General features: G+C 57.2%; 11 protein-coding genes. 6 read left to right on the top strand and 5 right to left on the bottom strand.

Annotation, left to right across the window (positions count from 1 at the left end; all coding sequences use genetic code 11):
• Position 1 precedes the first annotated feature (1 nt).
• Together AC3WOK_RS21185 and AC3WOK_RS21180 are read right to left on the bottom strand one after the other, a co-directional pair.
• Positions 2 to 490 (bottom strand): PilN domain-containing protein, encoded by a 489-nt coding sequence (locus AC3WOK_RS21185; protein ID WP_492355081.1) that lies wholly within the window; start codon positions 488 to 490, stop codon positions 2 to 4.
• A complete protein-coding gene (locus AC3WOK_RS21180) occupies positions 487 to 1,263 on the bottom strand; it encodes a type IV pilus biogenesis protein PilM (RefSeq protein WP_447856409.1) in 777 nt (258 codons plus the stop codon). Before AC3WOK_RS21180 ends, AC3WOK_RS21185 begins: the two co-directional genes overlap by 4 nt.
• Before the next feature lie 120 nt (positions 1,264 to 1,383).
• Between AC3WOK_RS21180 and mrcA the strand changes: the two genes are divergently transcribed.
• Positions 1,384 to 3,936: a peptidoglycan glycosyltransferase/peptidoglycan DD-transpeptidase MrcA gene (gene mrcA / locus AC3WOK_RS21175; RefSeq protein ID WP_492355080.1), complete on the top strand. Its 2,553-nt coding sequence runs from the start codon at positions 1,384 to 1,386 to the stop codon at positions 3,934 to 3,936.
• 79 nt (positions 3,937 to 4,015) lie between these two features.
• Here mrcA and nudE read toward each other — a convergent pair whose 3' ends face one another.
• Complete coding sequence (gene nudE / locus AC3WOK_RS21170) at positions 4,016 to 4,576, bottom strand: ADP compounds hydrolase NudE (protein ID WP_008503041.1); 561 nt, start codon at positions 4,574 to 4,576, stop codon at positions 4,016 to 4,018.
• 321 nt (positions 4,577 to 4,897) lie between these two features.
• On the opposite strand from nudE, the gene AC3WOK_RS21165 reads away from it, so the two are divergent.
• The 5 genes from AC3WOK_RS21165 to pckA all read left to right on the top strand — a co-directional run bounded on the left by AC3WOK_RS21165 (position 4,898) and on the right by pckA (position 11,069).
• Complete coding sequence (locus AC3WOK_RS21165) at positions 4,898 to 7,033, top strand: intracellular growth attenuator family protein (RefSeq protein ID WP_492355079.1); 2,136 nt, start codon at positions 4,898 to 4,900, stop codon at positions 7,031 to 7,033.
• 66 nt (positions 7,034 to 7,099) lie between these two features.
• A complete protein-coding gene (gene yrfG / locus AC3WOK_RS21160) occupies positions 7,100 to 7,783 on the top strand; it encodes a GMP/IMP nucleotidase (protein ID WP_047345742.1) in 684 nt (227 codons plus the stop codon).
• Entirely contained in the window at positions 7,780 to 8,181 is a 402-nt protein-coding gene (gene hslR, locus AC3WOK_RS21155) for a ribosome-associated heat shock protein Hsp15 (protein ID WP_059311228.1), read from the top strand. The genes yrfG and hslR overlap by 4 nt, the downstream gene beginning before the upstream one ends.
• A 24-nt stretch (positions 8,182 to 8,205) precedes the next feature.
• Positions 8,206 to 9,084: an Hsp33 family molecular chaperone HslO gene (hslO, locus tag AC3WOK_RS21150; protein WP_023309492.1), complete on the top strand. Its 879-nt coding sequence runs from the start codon at positions 8,206 to 8,208 to the stop codon at positions 9,082 to 9,084.
• 365 nt (positions 9,085 to 9,449) lie between these two features.
• On the top strand, positions 9,450 to 11,069 hold the full coding sequence (gene pckA / locus AC3WOK_RS21145; protein ID WP_047345740.1) for a phosphoenolpyruvate carboxykinase (ATP): 1,620 nt from the start codon (positions 9,450 to 9,452) through the stop codon (positions 11,067 to 11,069).
• A gap of 125 nt (positions 11,070 to 11,194) precedes the next feature.
• Here the strand turns inward: pckA and envZ are convergent, their stop codons facing one another.
• Positions 11,195 to 12,541, bottom strand: a complete 1,347-nt coding sequence (gene envZ, locus AC3WOK_RS21140; RefSeq protein ID WP_029882169.1) for a two-component system sensor histidine kinase EnvZ — start codon at positions 12,539 to 12,541, stop codon at positions 11,195 to 11,197.
• Positions 12,538 to 13,257 (bottom strand): osmolarity response regulator transcription factor OmpR, encoded by a 720-nt coding sequence (gene ompR, locus AC3WOK_RS21135; RefSeq protein WP_001157751.1) that lies wholly within the window; start codon positions 13,255 to 13,257, stop codon positions 12,538 to 12,540. Before ompR ends, envZ begins: the two co-directional genes overlap by 4 nt.
• Positions 13,258 to 13,346: the final 89 nt, after the last annotated feature.

Raw genomic sequence — 13,346 nt, 5'->3', positions numbered from 1 at the left:
GTTATCCCTCGCTTTTAAGATTAAAGGTAAACATCCAGCGCCCCTGATTATCCTGCCGAAGCTCACCCGCCGTCCCGGGGGTAAAACCGGCAATTTGTCCAAGCGCATCACGCAGGGCGGACAGGGCTGGCAGGGTTGCGGCATATCCGGTCAGCATCAGCGCAGGCGGCTGATAGCGCAGCTCCGTCAGCCAGACCTGTGCAGGAATGGCGCTGGAAAGTGTTTCCAGCACCGGTTGCCACTGGCGTTGCTGACGCGCAGGTATCTGCGTTTGTGTAGCGAGCCTCTGGCGAGAGGCCAGCACGTGCTGCACGGATTGTGTTCCCGCCAGATCCGCTTGCAGGGCATGCAGCCGCATGAGATGGGTCATCCGCAGACAAAAAATGACCATAAGCATCACCAGCGCTGTGCCGAAAAACATCGCGCCCCAGAAACGCAGGTATCGCGCGCGCCGCTGCTGCCGCCACGGCAGGAGGTTCGTGATGCTCATTCGGGCACCTGACTCATCGCCAGCGCCAGCGCAACGGTATAATCAGCGCCGCATTCCGGTAACGGGGCATGGCAGCGTTCCAGGGTTTCCCACGGGTCACGTCGGCTATCAAACAGCGCGATGTCATCCGGACCAAGGGCCAGCAGCGCCGACAGCTCAGCCACGTTTTCTGCTTCCGCGGCAACGCGGCGGCCCCACTGGTGGCGCATTGCCCAGAGCCACTGCTCCTCGTCCCGCCAGGCGACACACTGCGCCGGGGCCACGGCAGGAAGAAGATTCTTCAGCGCGCTGGCATCCGGGGTAATGGTCACCAGCCGCAAACGCAGCGTTTTCCCCAGCGTCAGAAGCGTTTCGACCTCGTTATTTTGTGCCGCAGTGACGTGAAAGGTATTGCTGAAGGTGTCCTGCGCGTAATCGAAACGGAGCGTCTCTGCAGAGACCTCCAGCTCGCGCGAGAGTGCCCCGCCAAGCCATGAGAGCTGCTCGCTGTCGCGCAGCGCAATGGCCGGGCGGGGAAGCGACCTTTGCAGGGTGCGCGCGGCCGGGAAAGAGAGAAACACCCTGTGAGAGTGCGGCAACGTTTTCCGCCAGTCGCGCAACGCATCAACCAGCTGTTCTGGCTGACAAATCTTGCCGTCACGAATGATGCCTTCGGCCAGAGGAATTGCCCACCAGCGGCGCAAACACCAGCCCGACTTCTCCCGGACCAACGCGACGATCAGCACCCTATCCTGTTGAATATGAACGCCCGTTTGCCATGTTTTGAAAGCCATGCTTCACGATCTCCTTATCGCCCGTCACCTTGACGGCTATATCAATGCATCAGGCTTGCCTTTATACTACCGCGCGATTGTTTAGAAACTGCCCAAGTGAAACCAAATGGGAAATCTCCGGTGAAGTTCGTAAAGTATTTATTCATCCTTGCAGTCTGTTGCATTCTGCTGGGAGCAGGCTCGATTTACGGTTTATACAAATATATTGAGCCACAGCTGCCTGATGTCGCCACGCTTCGCGATGTGCGTCTCCAGATCCCGATGCAGGTCTATAGCGCCGATGGCGAGTTAATGGCGCAGTATGGCGAGAAGCGCCGTATCCCGCTGACCTTAAACCAAATTCCTCCTGTCATGGTGAAGGCCTTTATCGCCACCGAGGACAGCCGTTTTTACGAGCACCACGGTGTCGATCCGGTGGGGATTTTCCGTGCCGCGAGCATTGCGCTGTTTTCTGGTCATGCCTCTCAGGGGGCGAGTACCATTACGCAGCAACTGGCGCGTAACTTCTTCCTCAGCCCTGAAAAGACGCTGACCCGTAAGATCAAAGAGGTGTTCCTTGCGATCCGTATTGAGCAGCTACTGAGCAAAAACGAGATCCTTGAGCTGTACCTCAATAAAATCTACCTGGGCTACCGTGCCTATGGCGTGGGGGCTGCAGCGCAGGTGTACTTCGGTAAGCCCGTTGAGCAACTCACCTTAAGCGAAATGGCAACCATCGCCGGTCTGCCGAAAGCGCCGTCCACGTTTAACCCGCTCTACTCGCTCGATCGCGCCACCGCGCGTCGCAACGTCGTCCTGTCACGTATGCTGAGCGAAGGCTATATCAGCCAGAGCGAGTACGACCAGGCGCGCAACGATGTCATTGACGCCAACTACCATGCCCCTGAGATTGCCTTCTCAGCCCCTTATCTGACCGAAATGGTTCGCCAGGAGATGGTGAACCGCTATGGCGATAAGGCCTATGAAGATGGCTACCGCGTTTACACCACCGTCACCCGCAAGGTGCAGCAGGCGGCTCAGGAAGCGGTGCGCAATAACGTGATGGACTACGATATGCGTCACGGCTATCGCGGTCCGTCAAACGTGCTCTGGAAAGTGGGCGAGAGCGCGTGGGATAGCAAAAAAATTACCAGTACGCTGAAGGCGCTACCAACCTATGGTCCTCTTCTTCCTGCCGTGGTGACGCAGGCCGATCCTCAGGAAGCCGTGGCGACGCTCGCCGACGGAACATCCGTCTCCCTGCGTATGGATGGTATCCGCTGGGCGCGTCCGTACCGTTCCGATACCCTGCAGGGCCCAACCCCGCGTAAAGTGACCGATGCAGTACAAACCGGGCAACAAATCTGGGTGCGCAAGGTCGGTGATGCCTGGTGGCTGGCACAGGTGCCGGACGTCAACTCGGCCCTGGTCTCTATCAATCCACAGAACGGCGCAGTAATGGCCTTGGTCGGTGGCTTCGATTTCAACCAGAGCAAATTTAACCGCGCGACCCAGGCGCTGCGTCAGGTCGGTTCCAATATCAAACCGTTCCTCTACACGGCGGCGATGGATAAGGGCCTGACCCTTGCCAGCATCCTTAACGACGTGCCTATCTCCCGCTGGGATGCCGGCGCGGGTTCCGACTGGCAGCCGAAGAACTCCCCTGCGGAATATGCCGGCCCTATTCGTCTTCGTCAGGGCCTGGGACAGTCGAAAAACGTGGTGATGGTGCGTGCCATGCGCGCGATGGGCGTCGACTATGCCGCAGAGTATCTGCAGCGCTTCGGCTTCCCGGCGCAGAACATCGTTCGCACCGAATCGCTGGCGTTAGGCTCAGCCTCCTTTACGCCGCTTCAGGTCGCGCGTGGATACTCGGTGATGGCCAACGGCGGCTTCCTGATTGACCCGTACTTCATCAGTAAGATTGAGAACGATCAGGGCGGCGTGCTGTTCGAGGCGAAGCCGAAAATTGCCTGTCCTGACTGCGATATTCCGGTCATTTATGGCAACACGCCGAAATCTGACGTGCTTGAGAATAAGGACATGGAAGACCCTGCCGTGTCGCAGGAGCAGCAGAACGGCGTTGTACCGCAGCCGCAGCTGGAGCAGGCGAACCAGGCGCTGGTCGCACAGACCGGCGCGCAGGAATATGCCCCGCACGTGATCAACACGCCGCTGTCGTTCCTGATTAAGAGCGCGCTGAACACCAACATCTTCGGTGAACCGGGCTGGCAGGGCACCGGCTGGCGCGCAGGGCGTGATTTGCAGCGCCATGACATCGGCGGCAAAACGGGGACAACCAACAGCTCGAAAGACGCGTGGTTCTCCGGTTACGGTCCGGGCGTGGTAACGTCAGTGTGGATCGGTTTCGACGATCATCGTCGTGATTTAGGCCGTACAACAGCGTCTGGCGCGATTAAAGATCAGATTTCCGGCTACGAAGGCGGCGCGAAAAGTGCGCAACCGGCCTGGGATGCCTACATGAAATCGGTTCTTGAAGGCGTACCGGAGCAGCCGCTGACGCCGCCGCCAGGCGTGGTGACGGTCAATATCGACCGCAGCACGGGCCAGCTCGCCAACGGCGGCAATAGCCGCGAAGAGTATTTCATCGAAGGCACGCAGCCGACCACACAGGCGGTGCATGAGGTGGGTACAGAGATTATTGATAACGGCGAAACGCACGAGCTGTTTTAAGCATAAAAATGCCCGGTAAAACCGGGCAAAGAATTGTAGGCCGGGTAAGGCGAAGCCGCCACCCGGCTTTTTTTATGGCCTACAGCCGCCCTTGACCCTTCAGCCACTCCCGGACCAGGAACAGCGCGCTCACGTTGCGCGCTTCATTAAAGTCTGGGTCTTCAAGCAGATCCATCAGATGCGCTAACGGCCAGCGAACCTGCGGCAGCGGCTCCGGCTCGTCCCCTTCCAGCGACTCAGGGTAGAGATCTTCAGCCACCACGATATTCATTTTGCTGGAAAAATAGGACGGTGCCATGCTCAGTTTTTTCAGGAACGAAAGCTCGTTCGCACCAAAGCCCACCTCTTCTTTCAGCTCGCGGTTTGCCGCTTCAAAGACGGTTTCGCCCGGGTCGATAAGCCCTTTTGAAAACCCAAGCTCGTAAGATTCCGTTCCCACAGCGTATTCGCGGATCAAAATCAGATGATCGTCGACAATCGGAACAATCATCACCGCTTCGCGCGAAGAGGGGCGCATACGTTCATAAACGCGACGCACACCGTTGCTGAACTCCAGGTCCACGCTTTCGACATTAAACAGGCGCGATTTGGCGACAGTTTCAACATTCAGAATGGTGGGTTTTTGTAGTGGTTTGCTCATCGTGATGGGTCTTAGCAGTGAGAACTGGCGTTATTGTGCGATATGCCGCACGGTTTCGGCAATGTCAATCGTTCTTTATTTACATTTATGCAACGCAGCAGGGATCAATCCTCAATTCAAAACAAAAGTCAAGAGGTTGAAATGTTTCCAGGAATTTGCTGATATCGCGCCATAACAGGCTTTGCTATCATCACCGGTCACTGGGATGCGCTTCAGAATGCTCAAGTTCGACTCCATACTTGCCGATAGCCAACCTCAGATTCTCGTTCAATGGAAAGGTGCTACTGACTACACCTGTAAGATAAGTAAGATGGGGAAAGCATGAGCACCATTTTGATTGTTCTCGCTGCTATGCTGGCCGGCGCGTTGGTTGCAGGGTGGATGTACAGGCGTCGCGTACAGCGCCGTTATCGTCTGCCCTTTTTAAATGCATTTGCGGGAGCGACCACGCGCAAACTCACGCAAGACGAGCGTGATGCGGTTGAAAACTATCTCGAAATTCTGAACCGTTCTCAGTTAACCCCTGGGCCGACGGGAGCCACCGCTGCGCCTGTCGCGCTAAAGCTTAATACGCAAAGCGATACCGTGCTCTGCGTGACGCGCTCCATCACGCGCTACGGCATCACCACCGACGACCCCAACAAATGGCGCTATTACCTCGATTCCGTTGAAGTGCATCTGCCCCCGTCCTGGGAGCAATACATTAATGACGAAAACAGCGTTGAGCTGATTCACACCGATTCGCTGCCACTCGTTATCTCGCTTAACGGACACACGCTGAATGAGTACCTTCAGGAAGCCCCGCGTTTTGCGCTTGAGCGCGCGAGTTCGACGCAGGCCTCCATTCGTGGCGAAGAGACAGAGCAGATCGAACTGCTGAACATTCGCCAGGAGACGTATGAAGAGTACGCCCTGAGCCGCCCGGACGGCATTCGTGAAGCCGTTCTGATCGTCGCCGCCTTCCTGCTCTTTTTTATCTGCCTGCTGACGCCGGACGTGTTTGTCCCCTGGCTGGCCGGTGGTGCGGTGCTGCTGCTGGCAGGCGGGCTTTGGGGACTCTTTGCCCCGCCGGCCAAGACCTCGCTGCGTGAGATCCACTGCCTGCGCGGGACGCCAAAGCGCTGGGGCCTGTTCGGAGAAAACGATCAGGAGCATCTCAACAATATCTCACTCGGTATTATCGACCTTATCTACCCGCGCCACTGGCAGCCGTGGATTGCGCAGGACTTAGGCCAGAAAACCGATATTGATATCTACCTTGACCGCCACGTTGTGCGTCAGGGGCGCTTCTTATCCCTGCATGATGAAGTGAAAAATTTCCCGCTTCAGCACTGGCTACGCAGTACGGTCATTGCCGGAGGCGCCGCGCTGGTCTTTGTCATGCTGCTGCTTTTCGTACCGCTGGATATGCCCATCAAATTCACCCTTTCGTGGATCAAAGGGGCGCAAACCATCGAAGCGACCAGCGTCAACAAGCTAGATGAAGCCGGTGTTCGCGTAGGGGACACGCTGCGCCTGAAGGGAACCGGCATGTGTAATATTCACGCCCCAGGGGCGTGGAACACGCGCCAGACCTCGCCGTTCATGCCGTTCGACTGCTCGCAAATTATCTGGAACGACGCACCGCCGCTGCCGCTGCCGGAATCCGAAGTGGTGAATAAAGCCACGGCCCTTACCCAGACGGTGAACCGCCAACTGCACCCGAAACCGGACGATGATTCGCGCGTCAGCCCTGCCCTGCGCTCGGCCATTCAGAAATCAGGCATGGTCCTGCTGGATGATTTTGGTGACATCGTCCTGAAAACAGAAGATCTCTGCGCCTCGCAGGATGAGTGCATACGCCTCAAGAATGCGCTGGTCAACCTGGGGAACAGCAAAGACTGGGACTCGCTGGTAAAGCGCGCCGAAGCGGGGCGCCTGGATGGCGTAAACGTGCTGCTGCGCCCGGTTAGCGCCGAATCGCTGGATAACCTGGTCGCCACCTCGACATCGCCGTTCATGATGCGCGAAACCACCCGTGCGGCTCAGGCGCTGAACAGCCCGGCACCGGGCGGGTTTGTGATAGTCAGCGATGAAGGCAGCGACCTGGTCGATCAGCCTTATCCGCAGGTAGCGCTTTATGACTACCCGGCGCAGGAACAGTGGAATCAATTCCAGCGCCTGGCGCAGATGCTGATGCAAACGCCGTTTAGCGCCGAAGGGATTGTTACGAGTATTTATACCGACGCCAACGGCACTCGCCATATCGGCCTGCACCGGATGCCGGATAGCGCAGGTTTGTGGCGTTACATCGGCACCTCACTGCTGATGATCGCGATGCTTGTCGCCATTTTCTGGAACGGTTTTATGGCCCTGCGCCGCTACCAGCGCTCGCGCACGCGGCTTGCCGAAATTCAGCAGTATTACGAAAACTGCCTCAATCCGAAGCTGATCCCCTCCTCTGAGAGCCTGATCTGATAACGTCGTTGCGCGACAAGATGTGCTACCCTGTCGCGCACGTTTCTTCTGGCTGGAGTTCCCCTTATGCATCTTGATATCGCCTGGCAGGAGGTTGATACCGTTCTGCTGGATATGGACGGCACGCTGCTCGATCTCGCCTTTGATAACTACTTCTGGCAAAAGCTGGTTCCTGAGACCTATGGCGAGCAACAGGGTATCTCCCCGGCAGAAGCACAGGCATTCATTCGTTCGCAATATAGCGCCGTGCAACATACGCTAAACTGGTACTGTCTTGACTACTGGAGCGAACGCCTCGGTCTGGACATTTGCGCCATGACCACCGCCCAGGGCCCACGCGCCGTTTTGCGCGAGGATACGGTTCCGTTCCTGGATGCGCTGAAAGCGAGCGGCAAGCGCCGCATTTTGCTGACCAACGCGCATCCACATAACCTGGCCGTGAAGCTGGAGCATACGGGGCTTGCGTCGCACCTTGATTTATTACTTTCCACCCACACATTTGGTTATCCGAAAGAGGATCAGCGTTTGTGGCATGCGGTGAAGGAAGAGACGGGTTTGCAGCCAGAACGCACGCTGTTCATTGATGACAGTGAACCCATTCTGGATTCCGCGGCTAAGTTTGGCATTCGCTACTGTCTGGGCGTTACCAATCCTGACTCGGGCCTGGCTGAAAAGAGCTATCTGCGCCATCCGGGACTGAACGACTATCGCCAGATGATCCCCTCACTGACCGTGAAGGAGACGCCATGAAAGAAAAACCCTCTGACGGGGTAAGACTGGATAAATGGCTGTGGGCAGCGCGTTTTTATAAAACCCGCGCCCTTGCCCGCGAGATGGTTGACGGCGGTAAAGTGCATTACAACGGCCAGCGCAGCAAGCCAAGCAAGCTGGTTGAGCTGAATGCCACCTTAACGCTGCGTCAGGGCAACGATGAGCGTACGGTAGTAATCAAAGCCATTACCGAACAACGACGGCCCGCAGCAGAAGCCGTACAGCTGTATGAAGAGACGGCGGAAAGCATTGAAAAGCGCGAGAAGACCGCGCTGGCGCGCAAAATGAACGCGCTGACTATGCCCCACCCAGACCGGCGGCCGGATAAAAAAGAGCGCCGCGATCTGATGAAATTTAAACACGGTGAGACCGAGTAAGCCTCACCTGCACGAGAGACTATTATGGCCCAACACGACCAATTACACCGCTATCTGTTTGAACAATTCGCCGTGCGCGGCGAGCTGGTCACCGTATCCGAAACCTGGAAACAGATTCTGGAAAACCACAACTACCCGCTGCCGGTGAAGACCCTGTTGGGCGAACTGCTGGTTGCCACCAGCCTGCTGACGGCGACGCTGAAATTTGCCGGTGATATCACCGTGCAGCTGCAGGGTGACGGGCCGATGACGCTGGCGGTAATCAACGGCAATAACCAGCAGCAGATGCGCGGCGTGGCGCGCGTTCAGGGCGACGTGCCTGAAAATGCAGACCTCAAAACGCTGGTGGGTAATGGCTACCTGGTGATCACCATCTCCCCGGAAGAAGGTGAACGCTATCAGGGCGTGGTGGGTCTGGAAGGCGATACCCTGGCGGCCTGTCTGGAAGATTACTTCATGCGTTCTGAACAGCTGCCAACGCGTCTGTTTATCCGCACCGGTGAAGTGGACGGCCAGCCTGCTGCGGGCGGCATGCTGCTCCAGGTTCTGCCTGCGCAGGACGCACAGACCAATGATTTTGAGCACCTGGCAACGCTGACCGAAACCATCAAGGCGGAAGAGTTGTTCAACCTGTCGGCGACCGACGTGCTGTGGCGTCTGTACCACGAAGAAGAAGTCACCGTCTACGATCCGCAGTCCGTAGAGTTTAAGTGCACCTGTTCACGCGAGCGCTGCGCTGGCGCGCTGAAAACCCTGCCGGACGAAGAGATCGACAGCATCATGGCGGAAGATGGCGAAATTGACATGCACTGTGACTACTGCGGTACGCACTACGTGTTCAATTCGATGGATATCGCTGAGATCCGTAACAACGCCTCCCCGGCGGACCCGCAGGTTCACTGATCCCCGCTGTCCGTTACCTTTATACAGTTCCCTCTCCCTCCGGGAGAGGGTTAGGGTGAGGGTAAAACACCCCCCCAAAAGCTGAATCGTTTTCACAATGTAACTCTTACGTAATTTTCTTACGTGTATGCGATTACATTCACATTCTCTCCGATAAAATCACCAGCCTTTAACCTTTTCGGAACATTTTCCCCAACCAAAAAGCGATTCCTGCGATAATCCGCCTGCACTGTGACTGGAGTCGCAGCGTTTTCCGTTAGTAAGGGTTTTGTCCAGATGCGTAAATCTATGAGCCCCGTCGCGGTTAACAACCTCAGAAAAACCCTACAATTTCAGGCAGTACATATTGGCTAAGGAGCAGTGATATGCGTGTTACTGGTTTAACCCCGCAAGATCTCAAGGCTTATGGTATTCACGACGTCCAGGAAATCGTCTACAACCCCGACTACGATACGCTGTATCAGGAAGAGCTCAATCCAGCACTGGAAGGATACGAGCGCGGTGTGTTGACGAATCTTGGTGCTATCGCCGTCGATACCGGTATCTTTACCGGTCGTTCGCCGAAAGATAAGTATATCGTCCGAGACGAAACCACCCGCGATACGCTGTGGTGGGCTGACAAGGGCAAAGGGAAGAACGACAACAAACCGCTCTCTCCGGAAACCTGGCAGCACCTGAAAGGGCTCGTCACCCATCAACTTTCCGGCAAGCGTCTGTTCATTGTCGACGCTTTCTGCGGCGCTAACGCCGACACCCGTCTTTCCGTACGCTTTATTACCGAAGTGGCCTGGCAGGCGCATTTCGTGAAGAACATGTTCATTCGTCCAACCGACGAAGAGCTGCAGGATTTTACCCCTGATTTCATCGTGATGAACGGCGCAAAATGCACGAACCCACAGTGGAAAGAGCAGGGTCTGAACTCCGAAAACTTTGTTGCCTTCAACCTGACCGAGCGTATCCAGCTGATCGGCGGTACCTGGTACGGCGGCGAAATGAAGAAAGGGATGTTCTCCGTTATGAACTACCTGCTGCCGCTGCGGGGCATCGCCTCTATGCACTGCTCGGCGAACGTCGGGGAAAAAGGCGACGTGGCGGTGTTCTTTGGCCTTTCCGGCACCGGGAAAACTACGCTGTCCACCGATCCAAAACGTCGTCTGATTGGCGATGACGAACACGGCTGGGATGACGACGGCGTATTCAACTTTGAAGGCGGCTGCTACGCGAAGACCATTCGCCTGTCCGAAGAGGCCGAGCCGGATATCTTCCACGCCATCCGTCGCGACGCGCTGCTGGAAAACGTCACCGTGCGTGCCGACGGCTCTATCGACTTCGACGATGCGTCGAAAACGGAAAACACCCGCGTCTCTTACCCGATCTACCACATCGACAATATCGTCAAGCCGGTGTCAAAAGCGGGCCATGCCACGAAGGTCATTTTCCTGACGGCAGATGCGTTCGGCGTGCTGCCTCCGGTATCTCGCCTGACCGCCAGCCAGACGCAGTACCACTTCCTCTCCGGCTTCACCGCGAAGCTGGCGGGTACCGAGCGCGGCGTGACGGAGCCAACTCCGACCTTCTCCGCCTGCTTCGGTGCGGCCTTCCTGTCGCTGCACCCGACGCAGTACGCTGAAGTACTGGTGAAACGCATGCAGGCATCCGGCGCGCAGGCATACCTGGTGAACACCGGCTGGAACGGCACTGGCAAACGTATCTCCATCAAAGATACCCGCGCGATTATCGACGCCATTCTGGATGGTTCTCTGGACGACGCCGAAACCTTCACGCTGCCGATGTTTGACCTGGCCATCCCAACGTCGCTGCCGGGCGTGGATACGCATATCCTCGACCCGCGCAATACGTACGGTTCGCCGGAGCAGTGGCGCGAGAAAGCGGAATCGCTGGCGAAGCTGTTTATTGAAAACTTCGAGAAGTATACCGATACCCCGGCAGGTGAAGCGCTGGTGAGTGCTGGACCGAAGCTGTAGCCCTTCTCCCTCTCCCTGTGGGAGAGGGTCGGGGTGAGGGCATCAGGCCGCAAAGACCGTACCTTGTCGGGTGGCGGCTTCGCCTTACCCGACCTACGAAAAAGGGTGGCAAAAGCCACCCTTTTTTAACCCTCTTTCACCTGCCCCCGCGTGACCGGCACCGGCAACCAGGCGCGTATGCTCAAACCACCCCGCTCGCTGGTACCAATCTCCAGCAACCCGTTATGGTTATCCACAATACGCTGCACAATCGCCAGGCCTAAGCCTGTACCGCTGGTGCTACGCGCGCTGTCGCCGCGCACAAACGGCTGGAACAGATGCTTACGCTGCTCGGGCTTAATCCCCGGGCCATCGTCTTCCACCTGGAACCAGGCGCGGTTGAGTTCAGACCCGCTGCTGACCTTAATCCAGCCATTGCCGTAGCGCGCCGCGTTGACCACCATGTTCGCCACCGCGCGCTTAATGGAGAGCGGGTGCATGCGCACCTGAATTTCGCCCGCCTGAAGGTCAGTATCAATTTCACGTTCATAGCCACTTTCCGCAGCCACCACTTCGCCCAGCACCGCGTTCAGATCGGCCATCTCCATCGGCATCTCCTGCCCGGTGCGCAGGTAGTCAATAAACTGCTCGATGATGGCGTTACACTCTTCGATGTCCTTGTTAATGGACTCGGCAAGGTAACCGTCCTCTTCCCCCATCATCTCCGTCGCCAGGCGAATACGCGTGAGCGGCGTGCGCAGGTCATGGCTAACCCCCGCCATCAGCAGCGTACGGTCATCCGCCAGCTGCTTCACACCTGCCGCCATATGGTTAAACGCACGCGTTACCGAACGGACCTCCGAGGCGCCATACTCGCGCAGCGGAGGAGGTATAATCCCTTTACCGACCTGCAGCGCAGCGTGCTCCAGGTCGACCAGCGGTCGGTTCTGTATACGAATAAACAGCCAGGCGCCGCCTATCGCCAGCAGCATAATCGCCAGGGTATAGCGGAACAGCGGCGAGAAATCGCCCTGATGGATCTCGGTCAGCGGGACGCGCACCCAGATGTTGGGTGACAGCCAGGTTTTCAGCCAGACGACAGGCGAGCTTTTGTTTACCTCAACGCGCACTTCCGTTGGGCCGCCCAGCTGCTGCGCCATCTGCTGGCTGAGAAATTCGTAGTGCTGCGCCCAGCGCAGCCCCGCGTCTTCTGCCGCTTCATTGGAGTAGAGCGAGATGCCGAGCTCACGGTAGATTTCACGACGAAACGCCGGGGGAACAACCAGCTGCGTGCCGTCTTCCAGCTGCAGCTTATCGGTCATCAGCATACGGACTTCGTATGCCAGGACCTTATTAAACTGCTGGAGGCTCGGCAGAATCGCAAAGTTCAACACGACCAGGTAGGTCGTCACCAGGCTGACGAACAGCAAGGTGACGATCAGTAACAGGGTACGGGCAAACGAGCTTCGCGGCGAGAAGCGCATTCGCCTCATGCTTTAGAGCCGTCCGGGACGAATACGTAGCCCAGACCCCAAACGGTCTGAATATAACGAGGATGCGCCGGATCTTCTTCCACCATGCGGCGCAGACGGGAGATCTGCACGTCGATGGAGCGCTCCATTGCGGAATATTCGCGGCCACGCGCCAGATTCATCAGCTTGTCACGGGAAAGCGGTTCACGCGGGTGGCTGACCAGCGCCTTCAGTACCGCAAACTCGCCGCTGGTGAGCGGCATAGGCTCGTCTTCACGGAACATCTCGCGCGTGCCGAGGTTCAGCTTGAACTTACCGAATGCGATAACGGCTTCTTCCTGCGACGGTGCGCCAGGCAGTTCGTTCGCCTGACGACGCAGCACGGCGCGAATACGCGCCAGCAGTTCACGCGGGTTAAACGGTTTTGGAATGTAGTCATCCGCGCCGATTTCGAGGCCAACGATACGGTCAACTTCCTCGCCCTTCGCCGTCACCATGATGATCGGCATCGGGTTGCTCTGGCTGCGCAGACGGCGACAGATAGAGAGCCCGTCTTCGCCAGGCAGCATCAGGTCGAGAACCATCAGGTGGAAAGATTCACGGGTCAGCAGACGGTCCATCTGCTCAGCGTTCGCGACGCTACGAACCTGGAAGCCCTGCTCGGTCAGATAACGCTCCAGCAGCGCACGCAGGCGCATGTCGTCATCCACGACCAGAATTTTGTAGTTCTCTTGCATTGTGTGTACTCCCAAAGGTTCGGATAGTCTAATAACAGCGTATTCTAAAAAAGTGCACGTGTTCGACCAGCTAATTCTGGTATAAATTC

The organism is Enterobacter sp. FW301-JW81 (assembly GCF_058788735.1).
The sequence above is the reverse complement of the archived record's forward strand: the minus strand, read 5'-3'. Positions and strand labels throughout refer to the sequence as shown.